Source organism: Marinomonas sp. MED121, assembly GCF_000153025.1.
Classification (GTDB): Bacteria; Pseudomonadota; Gammaproteobacteria; order Pseudomonadales; family Marinomonadaceae; genus Marinomonas.
In genome coordinates this window covers 539,436-559,756 of sequence record NZ_CH672432.1, presented here as the reverse complement: position 1 = coordinate 559,756, position 20,321 = coordinate 539,436, and the positions used below count along the sequence as shown (strand labels likewise).

The 20,321-nt window shown below is 38.6% G+C and carries 20 protein-coding genes; 12 read left to right on the top strand and 8 right to left on the bottom strand.

The window, feature by feature from the left end; genetic code table 11:
• Nucleotides 1-58: 58 nt before the first annotated feature.
• Both MED121_RS17875 and MED121_RS17870 read left to right on the top strand, forming a co-directional pair.
• Entirely contained in the window at nt 59-580 is a 522-nt protein-coding gene (locus MED121_RS17875) for a GNAT family N-acetyltransferase (RefSeq protein WP_009835157.1), read from the top strand.
• Nucleotides 581-1,032: 452 nt separating this feature from the next.
• The gene (locus tag MED121_RS17870; protein WP_009835156.1) at nt 1,033-2,034 is read left to right on the top strand and encodes an SPASM domain-containing protein; all 1,002 of its coding nucleotides are present in this window, start codon (nt 1,033-1,035) and stop codon (nt 2,032-2,034) included.
• 33 nt (nt 2,035-2,067) lie between these two features.
• Here the strand turns inward: MED121_RS17870 and MED121_RS17865 are convergent, their stop codons facing one another.
• Nucleotides 2,068-2,742, bottom strand: a complete 675-nt coding sequence (locus tag MED121_RS17865) for a pirin family protein (RefSeq protein ID WP_009835155.1) — start codon at nt 2,740-2,742, stop codon at nt 2,068-2,070.
• A gap of 415 nt (nt 2,743-3,157) precedes the next feature.
• Here MED121_RS17865 and MED121_RS17860 point away from each other — a divergent pair, with 415 nt between their 5' ends.
• Nucleotides 3,158-3,487, top strand: coding sequence for a gamma-glutamylcyclotransferase family protein (locus MED121_RS17860; protein WP_009835154.1), 330 nt, complete (start codon nt 3,158-3,160; stop codon nt 3,485-3,487).
• Between the two features lie 60 nt (nt 3,488-3,547).
• Here MED121_RS17860 and MED121_RS17855 read toward each other — a convergent pair whose 3' ends face one another.
• The gene (locus tag MED121_RS17855; RefSeq protein WP_083789413.1) at nt 3,548-4,021 is read right to left on the bottom strand and encodes a helix-turn-helix domain-containing protein; all 474 of its coding nucleotides are present in this window, start codon (nt 4,019-4,021) and stop codon (nt 3,548-3,550) included.
• Between the two features lie 348 nt (nt 4,022-4,369).
• Here MED121_RS17855 and MED121_RS17850 point away from each other — a divergent pair, with 348 nt between their 5' ends.
• The 3 genes from MED121_RS17850 to MED121_RS17840 all read left to right on the top strand — a co-directional run bounded on the left by MED121_RS17850 (nt 4,370) and on the right by MED121_RS17840 (nt 6,319).
• Nucleotides 4,370-4,663, top strand: coding sequence for a putative quinol monooxygenase (locus tag MED121_RS17850; RefSeq protein WP_009835152.1), 294 nt, complete (start codon nt 4,370-4,372; stop codon nt 4,661-4,663).
• Nucleotides 4,664-4,717: 54 nt separating this feature from the next.
• A complete protein-coding gene (locus MED121_RS17845) occupies nt 4,718-5,287 on the top strand; it encodes a hypothetical protein (protein WP_009835151.1) in 570 nt (189 codons plus the stop codon).
• Nucleotides 5,288-5,395: 108 nt separating this feature from the next.
• Nucleotides 5,396-6,319 (top strand): hypothetical protein, encoded by a 924-nt coding sequence (locus MED121_RS17840; RefSeq protein WP_009835150.1) that lies wholly within the window; start codon nt 5,396-5,398, stop codon nt 6,317-6,319.
• 799 nt (nt 6,320-7,118) lie between these two features.
• Here the strand turns inward: MED121_RS17840 and MED121_RS17830 are convergent.
• Together MED121_RS17830 and MED121_RS17825 are read right to left on the bottom strand one after the other, a co-directional pair.
• Complete coding sequence (locus MED121_RS17830; protein WP_009835148.1) at nt 7,119-7,433, bottom strand: type II toxin-antitoxin system RelE/ParE family toxin; 315 nt, start codon at nt 7,431-7,433, stop codon at nt 7,119-7,121.
• Nucleotides 7,434-7,455: 22 nt separating this feature from the next.
• Nucleotides 7,456-7,698 carry a type II toxin-antitoxin system Phd/YefM family antitoxin gene (locus MED121_RS17825; protein WP_009835147.1) on the bottom strand — a complete coding sequence of 81 codons (243 nt, stop codon included), beginning with the start codon at nt 7,696-7,698 and terminating at the stop codon, nt 7,456-7,458.
• A gap of 228 nt (nt 7,699-7,926) precedes the next feature.
• Here MED121_RS17825 and MED121_RS17820 point away from each other — a divergent pair, with 228 nt between their 5' ends.
• Nucleotides 7,927-8,535: an RraA family protein gene (locus MED121_RS17820; protein WP_009835146.1), complete on the top strand. Its 609-nt coding sequence runs from the start codon at nt 7,927-7,929 to the stop codon at nt 8,533-8,535.
• 252 nt (nt 8,536-8,787) lie between these two features.
• Nucleotides 8,788-10,185, top strand: a complete 1,398-nt coding sequence (locus tag MED121_RS17815; protein WP_009835145.1) for a DUF945 family protein — start codon at nt 8,788-8,790, stop codon at nt 10,183-10,185.
• Nucleotides 10,186-10,344: 159 nt separating this feature from the next.
• On the opposite strand, the gene MED121_RS17810 is transcribed toward MED121_RS17815, so the two are convergent.
• Nucleotides 10,345-10,782 carry a Spy/CpxP family protein refolding chaperone gene (locus tag MED121_RS17810; RefSeq protein ID WP_009835144.1) on the bottom strand — a complete coding sequence of 146 codons (438 nt, stop codon included), beginning with the start codon at nt 10,780-10,782 and terminating at the stop codon, nt 10,345-10,347.
• Between the two features lie 173 nt (nt 10,783-10,955).
• On the opposite strand from MED121_RS17810, the gene MED121_RS17805 reads away from it, so the two are divergent.
• Together MED121_RS17805 and MED121_RS23860 are read left to right on the top strand one after the other, a co-directional pair.
• A complete protein-coding gene (locus MED121_RS17805) occupies nt 10,956-11,681 on the top strand; it encodes a response regulator transcription factor (protein ID WP_036181011.1) in 726 nt (241 codons plus the stop codon).
• Complete coding sequence (locus MED121_RS23860) at nt 11,678-12,994, top strand: HAMP domain-containing sensor histidine kinase (RefSeq protein WP_009835142.1); 1,317 nt, start codon at nt 11,678-11,680, stop codon at nt 12,992-12,994. Before MED121_RS17805 ends, MED121_RS23860 begins: the two co-directional genes overlap by 4 nt.
• A gap of 85 nt (nt 12,995-13,079) precedes the next feature.
• On the opposite strand, the gene MED121_RS23855 is transcribed toward MED121_RS23860, so the two are convergent.
• Both MED121_RS23855 and MED121_RS17790 read right to left on the bottom strand, forming a co-directional pair.
• Nucleotides 13,080-14,765 carry a diguanylate cyclase gene (locus MED121_RS23855; protein ID WP_009835141.1) on the bottom strand — a complete coding sequence of 562 codons (1,686 nt, stop codon included), beginning with the start codon at nt 14,763-14,765 and terminating at the stop codon, nt 13,080-13,082.
• On the bottom strand, nt 14,758-16,281 hold the full coding sequence (locus MED121_RS17790) for an extracellular solute-binding protein (protein ID WP_009835140.1): 1,524 nt from the start codon (nt 16,279-16,281) through the stop codon (nt 14,758-14,760). Before MED121_RS17790 ends, MED121_RS23855 begins: the two co-directional genes overlap by 8 nt.
• A 496-nt stretch (nt 16,282-16,777) precedes the next feature.
• Here MED121_RS17790 and MED121_RS17785 point away from each other — a divergent pair, with 496 nt between their 5' ends.
• Nucleotides 16,778-18,034 carry a DUF3391 domain-containing protein gene (locus MED121_RS17785; RefSeq protein WP_009835139.1) on the top strand — a complete coding sequence of 419 codons (1,257 nt, stop codon included), beginning with the start codon at nt 16,778-16,780 and terminating at the stop codon, nt 18,032-18,034.
• A gap of 2 nt (nt 18,035-18,036) precedes the next feature.
• Here MED121_RS17785 and MED121_RS17780 read toward each other — a convergent pair whose 3' ends face one another.
• Nucleotides 18,037-19,281: an iron-containing alcohol dehydrogenase gene (locus tag MED121_RS17780; RefSeq protein WP_009835138.1), complete on the bottom strand. Its 1,245-nt coding sequence runs from the start codon at nt 19,279-19,281 to the stop codon at nt 18,037-18,039.
• 334 nt (nt 19,282-19,615) lie between these two features.
• Between MED121_RS17780 and MED121_RS17775 the strand changes: the two genes are divergently transcribed.
• A complete protein-coding gene (locus MED121_RS17775) occupies nt 19,616-20,308 on the top strand; it encodes a GntR family transcriptional regulator (RefSeq protein ID WP_009835137.1) in 693 nt (230 codons plus the stop codon).
• Nucleotides 20,309-20,321: the final 13 nt, after the last annotated feature.

The window sequence follows — 20,321 nt, the reverse complement described above, 5'->3', positions numbered from 1 at the left end:
ATATAGTTAACGAACTTAATCGAAAGTTTAACTTAGCTAATCCTCTTTATAGGTGTTTATGACGACAAATATGATCACGACAGAGCGTTTAATTTTAAGATCCGTTAACGAGTCAGATTTTGAACCTCTCTATCAAATGGCTTTTTCCGACCCTGATGCCATGCAACATGCTTTTGAAGCTAAGGTCCTGAGCCGTGAGGAGGCTATGGCTTTCTTCTTAAAAGATTTTGATTTAGAAGCATCGGGTAAAAAAGCAGGGGTAATCGTCGAAAAAAGTACAGGGGCCACAATTGGTTTCGGTGGATTGATTGCAAGTGCTGTGTTTGGCGAAGAAGACTACGAAATAGGTTTTGTATTTGCTAAAGATTCTTGGGGTAAAGGCTATGCGACTGAGATTGGTAAGGCGCAAATTGCTTATGGGCTTCACTCTCTTGGTTATGAACGTATGCTCGCCTTTGTTGCCCCTAAAAATTTAGCCTCTGTGGCAGTACTTAAAAAGATTGGCATGTCTCATTTCAAAACGATCGAGACCCAAACGCGCGGCCCTCGTGAAGTTTATGCGACGTTCAAAAGCGACTGAGTCGCTACTTTCAAGAACCTGAACGTTCTCATTCCCCTAGCGGTTCAGCTTTTTAACAAAGTATAAAAAGCTGAATTTCAATTAAAAGTGATACTCTTTCATAATTTAATTAATGGGGCGATCAAAGAATAAGAGCGAATATTTATCAGGAGATAAGTATTCGCATATCACCGCATAGTAAATGAAATTTCATTGTTAAGTGGCTAATGCACTGTTATTTATATCGTTTCTTCTCTCTTTGTTTGTTCGAGTCAATTAATTTTTATTGGGAATGAGATTCATTCCTTTTATTTTATAACAATAAGACTCAATCCTTGCTTCTTCCTCTATACTATAAATGCACTCAATTGTTATGAGATGTAAGCGCTTTATCTTGTGCTTAGATCCAAATTTAAGTCCTGCATAAAGCGTTTTAACGGAAGATTAATTAAAACTTTTCAAGGATGTAATCTATGGCCCCGCTTGCAGAGAATCTAGTCAAAACTCAAATCAAAGACAAACAGGATGCTGTTCAACAAGACATTATTCATCAGGAGGCGGGCGATCAAGCTCACTTGGCTTCTGTATTAAATGATGTGGATTGTATTGAAATAGGCACTACAAATGTCTGTAATCGTAAGTGTGTTTCTTGTCCTGTTGGGACAAGTGAGATTGCTGATAAGTTAACCGCGACAAGTGTGAGTGAGACGCACTTTAATAAAATCCTTACTAACCTGTCTGCTTTTGCCGACAAACGCTTTTCACTGAGTTTGCATGAATATAACGAACCTTTAAAAGACAAGGATATTCTCAATAAATACTTGATGGCAGGGCGAGCTTTTCCAAAGGCTGAACTGACTCTGTTTACCAATGGTGATTTAATTCATCAAACCAAGAAAGGGTTTTACGCTCTTGAGCAATTGTTTGGAGTAGGCATTCGACATATTCGTATTTCAATTTATGATGCGAACCCAGAAAAATCGAAGGTATTTGAACGTTTAGGGATAGCGAAAAGCGCCTTTAATTTATATCAAAATAACATTAAAAAACGTACGGAGTTTTCCCATTATCGTCAGTTTCAAGGACAAGAGGTGCTCGTTAGGGTGCTGTTTTTATCAACCCAAAAATTAAGTAATCGAGGCGGCATCATCGTGACAGATAAGCAGCAAATCAGACAAGGTATTTGCTCCTTACCAAGGCGGACCTTATCCATTGATTACAAAGGGAATTTGAAGATGTGTTGTAATGTTCACCATATGGAAGAAGGGGCAGGCACTTGGATGCATGGCTCACTGTTAGAGAGCAAAATAGGAGACCTATTAATGAGTGATACTTATGCCAAAATGCGTCATCAAACGTCCATTGGGGATTACTCATCATTAGCGAAGTGTCAGGTGTGTGATTTTTACCAAAAAAGTTCAGACAGGCTAGTCGGCCGCATGGTGAAAACCTCGAGTGAAAAGGTTAGTGCCTAATTCAGTAGATAAAAGTTAGCCTATTTACTCAGCTTAGGCTGAGTAAATAATTATCACCTGTACATGAGTATTTGCCTTAAAGTTAATTGTTTCATCCCTCACCAAGGTTCTTGCTTGTATGGTTTTGCCATTAATGATGCCTTCCCCTTTACTCAGAAAAAGCATGGCATCTCCTGTGTGTTCCAAACTTTGACCGGCGTCTAGATTGGCGACATCTATCGCGGTCCGACTATAAAACCTGTCTTTTTGTGATTTATCCCCACCATATATCTGTACTCTTTTTCCAATCGCGGGTTCAAATACTTGATAACCTGCAGGTTCGCCCGCCTTATCAGGTAACACCCAAAGTTGAATCATATGGTTTTGAGTTGAGTCAGGGTTAATTTCGTTATGACGAAAGCCTTCTCCTCCGGCTCTTTGGATCTGAGACATACCTGGTGTTAGGCTTTGCCCGTGCTCTAGAGAACCTGCGTGGCTAATATTGCCTTCAACCATAACAGAGATAACATCGACTTCCTTATGACCATGCATACCCGTGGCGCCCTTAGGCTGAAAATTAGCATCAGCAAGGTAGACAAAATTTTCTAAGCCATTAAACGCGACAGGGTGCTTGTGTGTTCCAAAGACTCTTTGGTCGGTAACAAATTGGCGTTCTAATAAACCTGCAAACCCACCTTGTGGTAAATCATCGTATTTTAAAATTTGCATCTTGGTACTCCCATTTTAACTTGCCTTCTAATTCGGATTAGCTAGCTAATCTTCATTTGCTTTAATGACTATAGTTGTTGATTAAATTTAGATATATAAGGCTAAATAGAACTAATCGTTGCAATTTTGATAACAGGTGGATTCTAGTTTGCTGTTTTACTTATGCTTCCCATGTGTCTGCGTTAACCATTAATTCATACCACTTGCTTAGTCATTCATTTATATGAATAAAAACCTTAAATCAAAGGTATTTATGCGATTTAGTGCTGAGTTTTAACGTGACAATAAGCGTAAAATACTTGACTTAAAGGTGTAGCAATCATGCATTTTCGGTGGATTTTGATCTTGAGGGCAAAAAGGCTTTGTATCTTTATGTTAAAGTTACCTCAGAAAAATTACAGAAATAGGTTTAGTCATGGAAAAAATATTTTCATATGGCACGTTACAAATGGATTCAGTACAAATTGCCACTTTCGGTAGGGAATTAGTCGGAACGAAAGATAAGTTGGTGGGTTGGTTGCTCACGACAGATAATAGTGCGAGCTTACAGCAAGCCAGTCTTAAATATACAGGACAAGAGACGGATGTCGTGGAGGGAACCTTGTTTGAAGTATCTCCTTCTGAGCTGTGTAAGGCCGATGACTATTCCGTTGTGGACGATTGTATCCGTGTACGTGAAGATGTGATTTCAGGCAACAGGGCTTGGGTCTATGTTTGGGCGGATGCCGATGTGTTTCTAGTCTAGTTGTTTTGGTTTTAGTATCCCCTGATCAATGTTATCAGGGGAATGATGACTCACTGTAAGTTACTTGTTCTGTTTAATCTCTCTTAGGTATTTAAACACAGTCGCACGTCCCATATTGAGTACACTGGCAACATAGTTTTGTGTACTTTTCCCTTCGAATGCGCCTTCTTCATACAAGGCTTCCACTAAACCCCGCTTATGCTTATGGCTCAGACTATTCATACTTAATCTATTCTCGTTTAACCAGTGATAGATAAAGGAATTGATTCTTTCTTGCCAATCATCGTGAAAAAGCTTATCTGGCTGAGGCACTAATTGAGCGCCAGACAAAAAAGTATCCAATAGGGTTTTCGCCGCTTCAAAGCTGGCAATATTCATATTGATACAGAGCATGCCGATTTGCTGATTATCATCACCTCTTAATACTATGCTGGTGGAACGGATATTTACCCCGTCCCAATTGAGCTTTTCATAAGGCCCAATGAGATTCTCACTTTCGTCAAACTCAACTTCATCTAAGGCGGCATCATTAATTTATCAGGACATCCACTTCAATTTCGACTGTCTTTGGCTGTAGTTAGCTTAGAATTTGCTGTGTTTTGTCATTGTGTGAAGCCTAAAAGTATGTAAAATCAGCTGGTTATCTCAGCAACACACAGCTGCACAAAATAATGTCTAATCGGTGTTAATAGACGTTGAGATGACGCGTATGGTATTTAATTTGAATGCTTTGTTATAGATGAGGTTCTTATATTTACCTTGCAAAGATACAAAGCGAATACTGTGTTTCGATACACATGGATCAATTGAACATTCGTTTTTATCAAATATTAGTTGTTTAATCCAACCAATCATACCTCACTTTTTATAAAGGGAATTAATATGAACACACTGACGTGTATCGCCAAAATTACTGCGAAAGAAGCCCATAGAAATATCGTATTTTCTGAGTTAACTAAAATTGTATTACCTACTTTAAAAGAGCAAGGTTGTATTAATTACGATTTACATACAGACAACGAGAATGGAAATGTTTTCATGTTTCATGAAAATTGGGAATCAGAACAAGATTTAAACAATCACCTTGAATCAGCCCATATCAAAGAATGCTTTTCTGTGATTGGTGAGATGCTAGAGTCTGTCGAAATTACCAAGCTTTCAAAAGTTAATGTATAAAATAGCGGTGCTATTTTATATAAAACGCTAATTTTAAAAGAGTTCCTATTAAATATGGAAAGCAAAATAATATCAGGTGTAGTGGTTTTTATACTGCTAACGCTATGCAGCACGTCGACCCTAGCTAATGTTACGAATTATGAAACTGAAGGCAATCTAGAATCTCCAAAGCCTGCTGGATGCATTAGTGTAAGTGAGCTAACTAATGAGCAAAATCCAGTTGATATATTTACAGGTTTAAATACTTGCTTGATCAATCATGATTACAAGAATGCTGCAGAGTTATATTTTGCAGGTATGTCTTATGGTCTTTTTGATGCTAAGCGTGTTTCAGATAACACTGCGCACCAAGCAATCATAGTTTTACGTATGAACGTGTTTTCATCTCAATCACAGGATGTTATGGAAAAGCTGCAAACAGAGCTTACTAAGATCACATCTGAAAATACTGAAATTTGCAGAAGCCTTATAAATTTGGGGGCACCTGTCTATTATCCAAATTATATGGTTCAACATGGTATTAGAGCATTTACGGATCAAGGAAAGACTGATGGTCTGATTGAACATTTTGATTCAGGCTCTGCTTGGAAAGAGGTTTTATCTGCTAGCGTAAAGTGCGCTTAGTTAAGAGGGTGAAACTTCTAATTATACTAAGTTATGCAGAAAACTAATCGCTTCACTTCGTTGAAAGCACCTAACAAACTACGCCTTATAAATGTAATGGAGTCATAATTGAAGCTTGTCCAAAAAATTTCCATATTTTTATGTTTAACCACATCTCTTGTCAAAGCGGATAATTTCCCCGAATCTTATTTTGAGAAAGAGCTAAAAAATATCAATCAAACCGTCACTATAGATTTAAAGGATATTAAACCGGGTGAGACATTAGAGGTAAACGCATTAGGAAGAAGTGTTCTTATATATAGACGAACAGCCAAGGATTTAAGATACCTTTCTAACCATTATGGTGACGATGTTGTTGACCCACTTAATAAAAATTGGAAGAAAGCAGTAGATTACCGTCCATCAACCTTAGACTCTGTTTGGAAAAAAGTGCTTTCGGATACACAAGAACAATATGAATTGAAGCATGATAGGTCTCTGTTGAAAGACTACATGATAGTTTTGGGGCATTCTCCTTTTTCTAGTTGTGCTATTTATGCAACGCCAAAACCTACACATAAACATGCTATTTTTTATGATGTATGTAAGAGAACAGAATATGATTCGTCAGGGAGAGTGTTAAAGAATATTGGCTACAGTAAATCAGATACTTTTAATCTTCACATCCCACCTTACAAAGTGATTGATTCTACAAAGATAGAATTAGGGCTCAAAACCCCAAGTAAGCATGACCAAGCTGAGCAGATTGATAAAATTGATTACTCAGGTTTAACCCCGCAAGAAACATTGTGGTTGGCTGCTCACAATAATGATTTTGAAACAATCAAGAAGTCGATCCAGCAAGGGGCCAGCCCAAATAAAATGCAATATAGAGGGAGTGCGCTTGATTACGCCATAACAGGCAGTAGTTATGAGGTTGTTACTTATTTACTGGCTAAAGGTGCAAAGCCAACAGCAGTAACCAATGACATGATAGAAATTGTTGGTAGAAATGATATCTATAAATTGTTGGAATCACTAAAAAATCAATAAAGATAGTCTTTATTACGTGTTGGGCTTGGCGCTAATTCTATAGGATTCATATGAAATTCTTACTCTTGGCTTTTATACTTTTTACCTTGCTATCTAGTGCCGGTAATTTTGAAGACGTTAAGAATGCATAAGGTATCTCAGAATATCTAAAGTTTGGCGAACAGGTTGAAATTGAAAAGCTGGGAGTGCTTAAAAATAAGTATATTATCTATAACTATACTTCAATTTTGGGGCAAGCTAAGCGAGCGAGTATTAGGCTAATCATTCTGAATAGACACCATCAAATGTTAGGTATGTATGATATTAAAGAATGGGCAATATCAATTGAAGATAGCTGTATTGTGTTTCCGTTTGATACTGAGGTAGGAAATAAGATATGCCTAATCGATAACAAGTTGCCAAGGACAGTATGGCTAGATGGTGAAAACCCCACATTGTTTAAATAAACACTTTATCATGAGAAACATTTAAAACTTTAAAGTTAAGTCACTCGCTTTGTTTTATGTATGAGTTCGACTTATCACCTTCAAAGCTAGGGAAACTGCGATTAAGTCTCCTATTCTCAGTCTTATCAGAAAAAGTAACAAGCAAGGCGTCGCTTTGAAGTAATGTAGGTACCTTTCGAGAAGTGACAACGCAGGGTGTTATTTTTTCTGAAAGGCCCGAAGGGCGTGCTTTAAAAGCCCTATCTTTACGTTAAGGACCTTATCAATAGAATAACTATTAAGTTGCGTTCCTTGCCATAAATCTAGGCACTTTTATCCACACGCTGAGGAGGGAGGACTTTAGAGTATAAATATTACTTCAAATGATTCTGGGGTAATTGTGATTGACTGAGAATGGCGACAATCAGGATAAAGTCATCTTCTTTGGTGAAGTAGGCGGTATGCTTACCAATAGGGAAGTAAAAAGCATTTTGGTGCAGCTCATCACAGCCACTTCCTACCGCAGGGTTGTCTGCAAGCATTTGAAAAGCGATAAGGAGTTTGTCTCTGTAATTGTTCCATTGCTGCTCTGAAAAGTTCGAAACCCTGTAGTTTTTGATTTTTCGCAAATGGTCTTGTGCCATTGAACTTAGTTTAAAGGCACTTGGTTTATATTTGCTCTTTGACATACTTTTTCTGCATTTTTAAAGGCTACAAACTATTTAAGAAGGTTTTACCATCAATTAGCTTGTCTTCTTCTAGATCTTTTTGTGCGGATGCAAAGCAATATTTAATGTAATCAGCTTTCATCGCCTCAAGCTCTTCATAATCCTTAATGGACATCACAACCACAGCATCTTTGTTGTTTTTGCTTATTTTTACGGGCTCTCGTTGAGCGCTTAGAAGCAATTCACCAAAATTACGTTTAGCGTCATTTGCGGTTAAAGTATTCATCTCTAGTCTCCAAACCTCGGTTATCAGTATGATATAAGTCTTCATAAAAAATGTTCAATTTAATTAAATCGTGCGATTTGTGCGAAATCAAATTTAGATAATTTATCTCCAGCTTTATCTTGAACTTTTACCTTATGAAGCCGCTAGTTTGGCTTTCATGTATCATATCTTTTATCCTTTACTCTCTAAATTTTCTAACAAAAGCCAGCCAATTCAAAAGAGGTGTATATGGAGATCAACTTTAATCAATTAGCCGTGACTGACTATGGCAGTGTGTTGGGGCGTGAGCATTTTATGGATTATAAAATTAAACCCCTTTGGCCAAATATGCCGGCGATTTATGGGCCTGCTTATACGGTGCAGCTAGCTTCTGGCGATAATTTGATGCTACATGCTGCGATATATGACGCGCCGAAGGGAAGCATTATAGTGGTGGATGGGGTTGATGATCTTGCTGCAGTGGCGGGTGGTAATGTGTGCGCGGTTGCCAAAGAGCGTGGCATTAAAGGCTTTATTATTGACGGCGTTATTCGTGATTTGGGTGAGATTATCCAACTGCAATTTCCTGTTTATGCCAAAGGTGTTTTCCCTGTGCCGGGCGCTAAATCTGTCTATTTTGAGCCTGCTCAGCCGATTGTTTGTGGTGGTGTGAAGGTGAAAACGGGGGACATGATAGTCGCGGATATGGAAGGCATTGCTGTTTTACCTCAAGATAATTTAAACGCCATCTATGAGAAGGCGTTTGCAAAAGCAGATAAAGAAGCGCAAATGGGCTTGGCTAAATGGCGTGACAATCATCAAGCGAAAATAGAGCAAGCCTTGTTAAAGGCGAAATAGACACTTAAAAATGAATGCTTTTGTTTTCACATTAGCATTCTTCTTTGCTTTTAATTGTCATCTAGCCTTCTTTCATCTAACTTTCATTTAACTTTATTCCATCTAACTCTCATTTAACTTTATTCCATCTAACTCTCATTTAACTTTCTTTTATCTACTTTAGCTCTCTTTCGCCTCTTTTATTCGCAAGTTACTGATAAATAATGTTGTTTAAAGTAAAGTACAGCAACAATCAATATATGGACTTATGACATGAATAAACTTGTTCCTATTTCTGCCTCTGTGGTTATCCTTGGTGCCTTGATTACGCCTAAAATTGTGGGTACTCAGGTTGAGGCTAAGTTAAACGAATCGATCGCTGCGCTTAATGCCATGCCAGGTTACAAGGTTGAAGTGATTGAACAAGACCTTGGTTGGTTTTCTTCAAGTTCGAAACTGGCGTTCTCTTTTGATACGGCTATGGGTGCTGCTGGGCTTGCTGGTGAAGTGATTGAGACGAAAGCGAATTTTGATGCTGTTTATGGCCCTGTTTTAATGGGTGAGAGCACATCTCTTGGTTTAGTCGGTTGGCAACTAAGTGTGCTTGCAGATGAGTTGAGAGAGGCTTTGGTATGGCCAAAAGATGTGGCGTTTTATCACGTTACGGGCACCAGTGATTTCTTTTTGAATGGACATTATCAAGATGCAATCACACAATTTAGCTCACCTAAAGTATCAAATACTCAGTTTGAGTTTTCAGGTTATCAAGGTGTGGGCTCTTATACTGGCGAATTATTTAGCTATCAGGGTAGTGCTGACAGCTTTACCGCAGAAAATACAGAGGGCGTGTTTAAGTCAAATAATCTGTTATTAAAGATGGATATTAAAGGCACGATTGAGCAGGTTTTCAGTAGCGGATTTTATGATTCAGACTCAAAATTTTCGTTAGCTGATATTAGCTATCAATCGCACTTTACCGATGAAGTTCTGGATATTAAAAATACCTATATCACCGCTTCATCTGACATTGATGATGGATCTCAAAATATCGCGTTTGATGTGGTTTACGGGGTTGATTCTGTTTCTATGAATGAATTTGAAGGCTCTGACTTTGCTCTGGGGATTCAATTAAATCATTTAAGTAAGGTCTTTTTTGATCAGTACAAAGCACTATTAGAAAACTCTTCAACCTTTGATGAAAATGCATCTTTGGAAGATAGGATGGCGAGCTTAAGCGAGTTTCTTTTACCTTTAGTCTCTGCGAATCCAGAATTTAATATTACCCAGTTGGGCGGGACTATTCCTGAAGGCTCGTTTGAGTCTCATTTAAACACCAGTCTGGTTGGTGTTACAAGCTTGCCACAGCCTATAGATGATGTGGCTTTTTGGCTATCGCATTTGTTAATGGATGGTCAAATTAGGGGCGATAAAGAGGTTGTAGAGCTAGCCGCTAAAATGTTTATGGTGATGCAATTACAAACCAATCCTCAAACACAGGGCATGGGTAAGGCGCAATTGGAACAAATTGCGGCATCACAAGTGCCTCTGCTATTACAAACCTTTGTACAGCAGGGGTTGATTGTCGGTGATGACACAGGCTATCAAACAGCGTTAAGTTTTAAAGACAAGGTTTTTAAAGTGAACGATACACAAGTGCCATTACCTTTCTAACAAGGGCAAGGGTTAGAACAGGCTATTTGTATAGTGCTGTGCTAAATACAAAGCCCAAGATAGGCATATCTTGGGCTTTGTAGGTTTTAGCTTAGATTAAAAGGCGCTAACTAATCGGTTAATAAAGACCTTTATTGGCGAATTAAAGGCATATTAAGTTTAGTGTCCATCCCTTCTGTGCTTTGAGATGAAGGCAATCACTTTCTCTTTTTGTTCTTCATCTAAGCTTGCGTGAAAGGCAATAAAACTTGGCATAATACGCTTGATGTTTTGATGAAGAAGCGTGATGTTTTGACCTGTTAATTCTTCAAGCTCTGTTTGCTCTATGCTATTCAAACTCATTAAATTAATAAAATCTTTATGCATCACATCCTTACTGCCTTGTAAATCAATGCTGGCTTTAAGGGCTGTTTCTTTTAAGGTGTTTAACAGGGCTTCTTGTGATTCATTAAGGTCTAATTTACTGCTGATGCGGGCGGCAAATTTGTCTGCTCTTTCTTCTGGTGTGCGGTCACAACCACTTAGGCCAACTAACATAGACATGGCAAGTGTGATTAACATCAGCTTTTTAATTGCTTTAACGGTGAAATGCTTCATCCTCGACTCCTAAGTCATCATTGAATATGTCTCAATGATACTGGGTGAGGTGTTAAAGACTTTTCAGGCGGGTTTCCACTTGTATCAATCTGTAACAAAACCCATTGAGGTCATATCGTATCTTGAGCGATTCCGATAGGCTCATAAATATAAAAGTGTGAAGGTAATTGGATGTGAAAATATTATTAATTGATGACGATGAATCCTTGGCCGATTTACTTAAACAATATCTTGCTCGATATGATATGCAGTTGGTTAGCGCTAATTGTCCGTCTTTGGGATATCAGTTATTAGAAAAAGAACAGCCTCAAGCCATTATTTTAGATGTCATGTTGCCAGAAGAAGATGGCTTTGAGGTGTGTAAACATGTCCGTAGGAAGAGTGATATTCCTATTATTATGTTGACTGCCCGTGGTGATGTGATGGACAGGGTGATCGGGCTTGAGATTGGCGCAGATGATTATTTAGGTAAGCCATTTGAGCCAAGGGAGCTGGTTGCTAGGTTGCAAACCATATTAAGGCGCCTTGAAAAGCAAAGCCAAAAAGAAAATCAAACAGACGCATCATCTGCAGAGCATATCCTTACCTTTAAAGGAATGGGGATAAATACTGAAAGACAGCAAGTTAAATTATTTGATCAAAGATTAGATCTCACCACCACTGAGTATCGATTGTTATTACTCATGGCAAAATCACCTCAAACAGTATTTTCTCGGGATGATATTTTAAATCATTTAAAAGGGGTTGAAATTGAGCTCTTCTCGCGCTCGGTCGATATTGCGATTAGTCGCTTAAGGCAAAAGTTTAAAGCGGCAACACCAGATGATCATCATGTCAGCGTGGACTTTATTAAAACCGTTTGGGGTGCAGGCTATTGCTTTGTGGGTGAGCATATATGAAATGGTTAGCCCGTTTAAATAGCATGCCTTTAATGTTACGACTATTAGGCATTTTTCTTAGTACGTGTCTTATTTTGGTGATGATTTTAGTGTCTGGTATACATTGTATTGCCGACAATAATCGCGATAACTTGGATGGTTTTGAAAACCTCTTTGCTGATTATGGCAAGGTGTTATCAAGCCGTATTGGTAGTCCACCAGATTATGAGAAAGCGCAAGCACTGGCCAACGAATTTATGTTAAATATTAGTGTGGATGGCCCAACAGAAAATTGGCACAGCCAACCATATAGTCGAAAGCATGATATGGATAGGTTGATTGCGCTGGAATATGACGAAAGCAGTATTCAAAATGCCAGTTTTGCTAAGACAAGGGGTAATTATTACGTTCGAGTTCTAGTCGAAGAAAAGCAAGAAAAGTACGTATTTTATATCAGTAAACGGCGTGACTTTATTGACTTTAAAATACCCGCTAGCGCCTTATTTATTTTCTTACTCATGCCTTTGGTTCTTTATATTAGCTATCGAATCACGAAAAGAATGTTTGCGCCGATTAAAACATTACAGGCGGCGAGCCTTGAGTATGCAAAAGGTAATTTATCCCATCAGGTAGAGATTAAACGTGACGATGAGCTTGGTTCTTTAACGCGTGTGATGAATGATATGGCGAGGCAAATTGATAAAATGCTGCAAGCCAAAAGGCAAATGTTATTGGCTATCAGTCATGAGTTAAGGACACCGTTAACACGGCTTAAATTGGCCACCGAATTACTTGATACAACCTCTGAGCAATCTTCATTACGTCGAGATATCCTTGAAATGGAAAATCTGATTAATGAGATTTTAGAGTCTGAAAGGCTGAATTCGAATCATAAGGTATTGAACTTCGAAAGCTTAGATTTAGGCGATTTAATACAAGGGGTCGTGAATGAGCTTAATCCTAACTTTGATCAGCGTGTTTATTTTGACCTAAGTCCTTTAAAACCTATGTTACTTGATCTGGCGAGAATGCGCCTTCTAATGAGGAACTTGATTGTGAATGCGTTGCAGCATTCTAAAACACCCGTAGAGGTTAGGTTGGCGCAACAAGATGATGAGGTATTGATTGAAGTCCTCGATAAAGGAGAGGGGATTTTGCAAGAGCACATTCCGCACCTTACTCAAGCCTTTTATCGTATCGATGATGCAAGACAGCGTAAAACCGGTGGTTTTGGTTTAGGTCTTTATTTGTGTCAGCTGATTGTTGATGCCCATATGGGAGAGCTTAATATTGAGAGTGAAGTCAGCCGAGGGACGAAAGTCAGCATTGTTTAAAGCACTATCGTTAAATGCTTAATAGCTAAATACTTGAGAGTCAAAGCTGAATTGGGTGAGCTTGTGTGTCATTAACGTTAACGCGTTAATTAATGAGCACACAATTTCGCCCATTATTTTTAGCCTGGTATAAGGCTTGGTCGGCGAGGTTAATAAGCTGATTCGCATCTTCTAATGCGTCAATGTTAACGTTAGCCGCCCCGACGCTCACAGTTACCACATCAGCACAATCTGAGTTTATATGGGGTATTAAAGCCTTGCTAGTTTCATTGCAAATCAACTGGGCCAGAGATTCTGCATAATGAGCGGATTTATCTAAGATAATGATGGCAAACTCTTCACCACCATAGCGACAAACATGATCGGATGTTTTGTCGCTTAACCTTTTTAAAATTTTGGCGAAAAACTTAAGACAATCATCCCCTTGTTGGTGGCCATAATAGTCGTTATAAGGTTTGAAATGATCCAGATCGCACATTAATAAACTAATATGCTGAATCTCACTTTTTTCTTTGATTGTTTGCGTCAGTAATTTATCGAAATAACGGCGATTATAGAGGTCTGTTAGGCTGTCTCTATCCGCCATATTATTCACTTTTATCACGTATTGTTGTAACACCTTTAGGGATTGCAGCATCTTTTTAACTTCTTTGTCGTCACTGGTCGGTAAAGGAATTCGGGTTTCCCCTTGTGCTAATAGCTGCATAGATTGACTGGTTTCAATAAAGGGACGGATAATTCTTTGACTCACAAACAGCCAAATAATTAAAAAGACGCAAATAATACAAATAATGGTTAAGGCGATGAGTAGCTTGTTGGCAAAAGCCACATCTTGAGTTAATTGGTGAGAACTTTGAATAATCGCGTTTTTTAAAAAAATTGCGTTTTGGTTACTGGAAGTGTTGAGGTCATCAATTGTGCTGATGTGTTCTTCTATATGTGTATTGAGAATTCTTTTTAATCTGATTTTTTGTTTGCCTTGTTGAAAAATAGATATTGAGCTGGCCACATAAGGTCTTATGTGATTAATCCAATTTAAGGTGTGCTCTTGGATATATTGATTTGTTTCTAGGTTAAGTTGTTCGATCTCTCTCAATTTTTTGAGCGATTTACGTGCTAGCAATGAGAGTTCTTGGTTGCTTTTCGTATTGAGTGCTTCTAGTAAGAAAGCATTGATCTGGTTAATTCTGCGTTCTAAGTCCGTTAAACGGTTTAACTCTTCTGATACAAGCTGATTACTTTCTACATGTTGAATAATACGTATCTTATCGATTTCAGCACTATACCTATCAAGTAAGTTTTGCTGCTCCTTAAAAATATCATCATGGATAATATCACTTTGTCTGGTGTGCTTATTAAGCAAGCTAGTGATGGTGGTAAAGGTTGGCAGGCTTGCAAGTAGCAGGTCTATTGCATCAGGTTGATCAGCATACAGTTTCATTAAACTTGGGTTTAGGGACTTTATGGTATTTAAATCCTTTTTAATGTGGTGCCATTGAGTATTAATTTCATCGATTGAAATTAACGCCAAACTAAGGTCATTGGTACCCCTGATGCGTTCAAGGTCTATTCGGATCACTTGCAGATCTTCAATGACATGAGCCGCTATGATGAGGGGTTCACCTTGAGTTTTAGATAAAAAAGCGAGTTTAGATTGATAAAGCTGAAATAAATAAATAGCGGTACCCGATGAAACTAAAGTGAAACTCGCAATAGTGCAGAAGGCTATAATCAACTTTGCTCTTAAGGTTAATCGTTTGAGCCTATTCATGGGCTTCCTTCGTTTTGTTAAAGGCAGCAGCCTCGCCATGATAGTTTTGCAGTTCAAATATTTTTTGTTGAAGCTGATCAAGCGCATCTTCGGGTGACGCTTGTCGTGACCTGATAAGGTAGCTTGTGCGCATTAATTCAGGATAGATCTTTCCCATTGCCGTACTGGTAAAATGCCCCAGTTTTAAGACTTGGTCACCCCATGCCAAATTATCAAGATGATTTTGCTGAAAAGAGCCACTCACAGCAAAGGCGCTTTTCGTATTAAATTCATCTAGCAAGGCAACATCAGCCCGACTCGGGTTGCCGCCACCTTTTGCGTAGGCCCTTTGCCCTTCAAAGGAGGTAATGTATTTAAGTAGCCAATAGGCTGCTTCTGGGTTTTTACTATCATAAGCGACGGCTAGGGCGTAGGCGCCGGTATAAGGTTTGCCTAAAGGGGTGGTGCTAATGCCCAGTTTGGCGCCTGGAAAATTCTTTTCAACTTGAGCTGAGACAGCCCAAAGGTTGTTATAAGCAAACGGATACATCGCCGCTTGGCTATTAGCGATAGCATTTGCCGATTCTAAAAAGGCATGATGCTTAGTGGCTGGAACAGCAAACTCTAATAGCTGTAAATAACTTCTCGCCACGTAAAGGGCTTCTTTCGAATTTGCTTCCACATTAAAAAGGGCTATGTCCCCAGTCTCATTATAAATGGGCCTTAGCCAGGCTCCGCCAACACCCCAAAGCAATGAAGAAAACTCATCATTAATATGAGGTCGATTGCCTGACATTAGGGTTAACCCATAAAAGTCCCTTGTTAAGCGTTTACCCGCAAGAAATTCACCTTTTTTTCGTGTGAAGAAGCGAGAAACATCAATCAGACTTTTGATACTGTTGGGCGGGGCTAAGCTATAACCATATTGGTTTTGAAAGGCGATTTTCTCTTCTGAATGCTCAAATAGGTCCAAACGGTAATGGTTACCCATAGTGTAATTATTGTAGGGAATAGAGTGATATTGTCCTTGATAGGAGAGAATATGTAATAAGTTCTTATAAAAAGGAGCGAGATGCATTTTCATCCCTTGCTCCCCTTGGTAATCATATTGCTTTGCTAGGCTATTTAATGGCAGGGTAAAGCCATTACTGGCCCATTCTTTAGACCAACCAGCCTCCATTGATAACAGGTCGAATTTCCCTTCACCATTGATCAGGGCTTTATTTTGTTTGTCATACATATCATCAAGTGGCATTGGCATTAGGTTGACCTTAACGCCGGTATGTTCACTAAAACGAGGTAATAGACTTGTTCTTAAATGCTCAGATAGAAAACCTTGTTCTGCCACAATACTGATAGGTTTTTTATTGTCGAGGGCAGGGATCTGACTAAGTTGGAAGGTGTTGAGCTTTGAGCTGTTTGTTAAGTTTTGTGCCATAAGCAGGTTTGGTACTAGCAAACTCATTGACAATGTTAACTGAAAAAAATGTCTAAATAACATAATACAGCCTTGTTTTACTTTATAAATTGTCAACATAGGGGATTTACCTTAACCAAACTAACAAGGTTAAATTTAAGTTTAATGAAGTGACTAAAGTTTAGCTTAAGAATGTAAAAATTTACTAGTGCTAGAGTGAAGAATGTAAATTTATGTGGCTTTTGTGAGCGATATTCTATTTTTATTGAGCCTTTACATAAAGCTTAATGAAGAAAAGTCGAGTGTGTCTGGCATAGACGCTGATATTTGTTAATAAGTGGCGAGATACTAATAAGTCTCAGTTAGGGTTAGTGTATGAAAAATAAGATAAATTCAAGGTTTAAATGCATTGTTAAAAATATTTAATTTTTGCTTCAAGGGATAAAAGTCTTTAGCTTTTTCAGGGTTTACAATGATAAACTTTACACAAATCTGAACTATTCTATAGAAATCAGATGCTGGTGCTTATACTAATAATGTCTATAACGCATAACATGACGTCGATTATAATTAGTTAACCTTGTTTAAACTCTGTTCTAAGGTGTGACATTATTTTATGAAGGGAATAAAGGTTGCTGTTGAGCAATTACAACCAGGCATATATGTGCAATTACCCTTAAAGTGGTATCAACATCCTTTTGTGCTCAATCGCTTTAAAATTAAGACACTGGATCAAATAAAAGTCATTAAAAGTCTCGGCGTTAGGCATGTTATTGCTGTTCCTGGCAAGAGTGATGCTCGACCTATTCCTTTATCCGAATTAGCTGCTCAAGATCAGGATGATGAAGTTGAAGAGCTAAAAGATGAAATGGCTTTGATCAAAGAAGCACGCATGCAAAAACTTAAGTCCTTTAAAACGGATTTAGGTCGTACCGAAAAGTGCTTTCAAAACTCCATGACCCATGTTCGAAATATTATGAAGGACATGCGTAATAAGCCGATTCAGGCAATTGACCAAGCGAATGCACTGATTGATGAGATTACCGATCAATTGCTTAATAAGGGCGATGCGGTTCTGCATTTGATGAATGAAAGTAAAGAGGACGAAAGTCTTTACTATCATGCGTTAAATGTTGCAATTCTGGCGATGTTATTAGGCAAAAAGAAAGGGCTTAAAAAAGATGAGCTCACAATTCTTGGCTTAGCGGGTTTATTTCATGATGTGGGGAAAATTAAAATTCCTTCTCAGATTGTTAGAAAAACCGAGGCTTTAAATGCAGCAGAGCAAAACTTTCTAAAGCTACACCCAAAATACAGTGTTGAATTACTGGCTTCCTCTACTGATTTTAATGATAGAGCGCTCAAGCTGATAGAAGAGCACCATGAATTCGTTGATGGCAGTGGCCATCCTTTAGGCTTAAAAGGAAAGGATCTCGATCCTTTGTCTCACATACTTTCTGTGGTGAATAACTATGATAGTTTATGTCACCCGATGAATATTAAACAGGCTAAAACCCCTTACGCGGCACTTGCTCATCAGTTTAAAACGGATAAGGCGAAGTATGATGATAGCTCAATGGGATTGCTGGTTAAGTTATTGGGTATTTATCCGCCAGGTACTGTCGTACAGCTTGATACTGGGCAGTTTGCCTTGGTTATCTCAGTAAATATCAATAAATTATTAGCCCCGAATGTGTTGATTTATGACTCAAGTATCCCTAAGGAGCAGGCTGTTATCTTGGATCTAAATGAAAATCCTGAGCTTAAAATAGTTAAGGCGCTTCATCCTGCTCAATTAACGGAAGAAATGTTTAAGTATTTAAATCCTAGAGCAAGAGTTAGCTACTATTTTGATCACTCAGAAAAACACTAAATTTAAAGACATTTGAGAATCACCTCTTTGATCTGAGCGTGAGACAATTCAACAGGATTATTTCGATTGCTAGATGCTTTAACTAGGGCATCTAGTTCATCCGCCCTTAAACCATATTGGTAGAACTTAGGGATGTTAAGCGCTTTTTGCCAAGCAAAGAGGGTATCAACCAGTATTTGACAATAATCTAATTCTGAAAGGGTGTTGACTGATAGGGCTCTTTCTTGCGCACAAAGACGACCAATTTTTGCCATCTTATAAATGGCATTCGTCCTTTTTTGTGACAAGTCTTCAGGGTTGTGTTTTGAATCATCTTCTTTACTTAAAGCATTGAGTGTTGCTTGGTTGGCTTCAGCAATAAGGCCAGCACAGGCAACCCCATGGGGAATCTCATAAAAGCCGCCCATAGGGCCTGCAATTCCATGCACTATACCAAGGCCTGCATTGGCCAAACAGCTACCAGATAGCATGGCTGCTATGGCAAGCTCACCCCTTACATCAGGGTCATCAGCTTTATTCGTGCAGGCTGGGATGAGGTTTTTAATAATTAGCTCAAGCCCTTTTTCAGCGAGTGTATCTGTAATAAGGCTGCTTTTAGTAGAAAGGTAAGACTCAAGTAATTGGGTAAAGGCATCTAATCCACAGCATGCTGTTTGAAGAGGCGGACAGGACATAGTTAGGCGTGAATCAAGCCAAATCTCTGTTGGGATTAACTTGTCATGTCGAATCGATTTTTTAAAGCCTTTGTCTCCCACCTGGCTAAACACGGCATTAGACGTCATTTCACTGCCTGTACCTGATGTTGTTGGAATCGCAATGAAAGGAAGAATCTGATCTGGCAGAGGTAAACCCTTACCAACCCCTTCTAAATAATCCAATAAACTGTGTTCTGTCATGAGCATGGCAGCTAGGGCTTTTCCCGCATCGAGTACTGAACCGCCACCTATCGCAATGACTTTAGTAATGTGAGTTTGATGTTGGGTATTTTGGAAGCGGCGAGTGATGGCATCGATATCACAAGGGCTAGGCTCTGCGCCAATTTGAACAATATGATCCGCTTGTATTTCAATGCCAGAGAGTTTGATGAAAAGTTTAAAATAAGAGGAGTAGTAGCCACTTTTACCACCTGTTACCCATAACACAGTGTCTAGGTCGCTTAACTCTGCTTTTAAGTTTTGAGTAATGCCCTCGCCATAGTGAATTTTTGGCCACTGAGCAAATTCAAAACGCTTTAATAAAGCTGTCATATCCCACCTTAAATTTTCGTTGTTGTTTGTTTTGTTTTCGATTTACAACATTTGAGTGGATTCTATCTGAATTTTATTGTTTAAACCAACTTACCCATGAATCACTCTGCCTTGTTTAACTGGGATTTAAAGATGTCATACAAATGTCTAAAAAAGTGACTGCTTTTAGGGGAATGCTAGTAAAAGTGTCTGACAATTTGGCGTTTAATAAGGTTTATTGTCTCTAATGGGCAATTATTGAACTATAATTGTCGACAATTATGCGTTAGTAGGATTGACTTATTCTCAATATTCTTTAGTATGCTCATAAATCAAACAAATTGTAGACAATATTATGCCTCTTGATAATCCAACAAAAACCTTAGCAGTGACCACTGCAGACAAAGTCTTTGAACAGATTCAGCATGCTATTGTTGAGGGCGACATTTTAGCTGGTAGTAAAATCAGTGAGCCTGAGTTAGCTAAACAATATCAAGTAAGTCGCTCTACTTTGCGTGAAGCCTTGAATCGCCTAGAAAAATGCCACCTTATTGAGCGTAAGCCAAATGTAGGCTCTCGTGTTGTAGAATGTAGTATTAAAGGTTTGTTAGAGCTTTATATTACTCGTGAGGCTTTAGAAGGTATGGCCTGTCGTCAAGCGGCTGAAAATATGACGGGTGAAGAGATTGTCGACATGAAGGCCATGTTGTCACAACATTCAACGGCACAAGATTTACAAGATGGTGTGGCTTACTACCAAGAAAAGGGTGATTTAGATTTTCACTATAAAGTGATTCTAGGTAGCCACAATGCTCAACTTATTAATCTTATCTGCGGACAGTTGTATCACCTTGTCCGTATGTACCGTTGTCAGTTTGGTATGAATAGCCCAAGGGCGAGTCGTGCTTTCTCTGAACACGCCAGAATTATCGAAGCCATAAGTGATAGAGACGGCGAGCTTGCTGAGCTTCTTATGCGTCGTCACATTGCGGCTTCTCGCAAAAATATCGAAAACAAAATCGCTGAGCAAAATAAGCTCAACCAATAATCAATAGGTAAGG

Coding starts and splice junctions, on each gene's coding strand:
- MED121_RS17875 (WP_009835157.1), top strand. CDS start 59: ATGACGACAAATATGATCACGACAGAGCGTTTAATTTTAAGATCCGTT.
- MED121_RS17870 (WP_009835156.1), top strand. CDS start 1,033: ATGGCCCCGCTTGCAGAGAATCTAGTCAAAACTCAAATCAAAGACAAA.
- MED121_RS17865 (WP_009835155.1), bottom strand. CDS start 2,742: ATGCAAATTTTAAAATACGATGATTTACCACAAGGTGGGTTTGCAGGT.
- MED121_RS17860 (WP_009835154.1), top strand. CDS start 3,158: ATGGAAAAAATATTTTCATATGGCACGTTACAAATGGATTCAGTACAA.
- MED121_RS17850 (WP_009835152.1), top strand. CDS start 4,370: ATGAACACACTGACGTGTATCGCCAAAATTACTGCGAAAGAAGCCCAT.
- MED121_RS17845 (WP_009835151.1), top strand. CDS start 4,718: ATGGAAAGCAAAATAATATCAGGTGTAGTGGTTTTTATACTGCTAACG.
- MED121_RS17830 (WP_009835148.1), bottom strand. CDS start 7,433: ATGTCAAAGAGCAAATATAAACCAAGTGCCTTTAAACTAAGTTCAATG.
- MED121_RS17825 (WP_009835147.1), bottom strand. CDS start 7,698: ATGAATACTTTAACCGCAAATGACGCTAAACGTAATTTTGGTGAATTG.
- MED121_RS17820 (WP_009835146.1), top strand. CDS start 7,927: ATGGAGATCAACTTTAATCAATTAGCCGTGACTGACTATGGCAGTGTG.
- MED121_RS17815 (WP_009835145.1), top strand. CDS start 8,788: ATGAATAAACTTGTTCCTATTTCTGCCTCTGTGGTTATCCTTGGTGCC.
- MED121_RS17810 (WP_009835144.1), bottom strand. CDS start 10,782: ATGAAGCATTTCACCGTTAAAGCAATTAAAAAGCTGATGTTAATCACA.
- MED121_RS23860 (WP_009835142.1), top strand. CDS start 11,678: ATGAAATGGTTAGCCCGTTTAAATAGCATGCCTTTAATGTTACGACTA.
- MED121_RS23855 (WP_009835141.1), bottom strand. CDS start 14,765: ATGAATAGGCTCAAACGATTAACCTTAAGAGCAAAGTTGATTATAGCC.
- MED121_RS17790 (WP_009835140.1), bottom strand. CDS start 16,281: ATGTTGACAATTTATAAAGTAAAACAAGGCTGTATTATGTTATTTAGA.
- MED121_RS17785 (WP_009835139.1), top strand. CDS start 16,778: ATGAAGGGAATAAAGGTTGCTGTTGAGCAATTACAACCAGGCATATAT.
- MED121_RS17780 (WP_009835138.1), bottom strand. CDS start 19,281: ATGACAGCTTTATTAAAGCGTTTTGAATTTGCTCAGTGGCCAAAAATT.
- MED121_RS17775 (WP_009835137.1), top strand. CDS start 19,616: ATGCCTCTTGATAATCCAACAAAAACCTTAGCAGTGACCACTGCAGAC.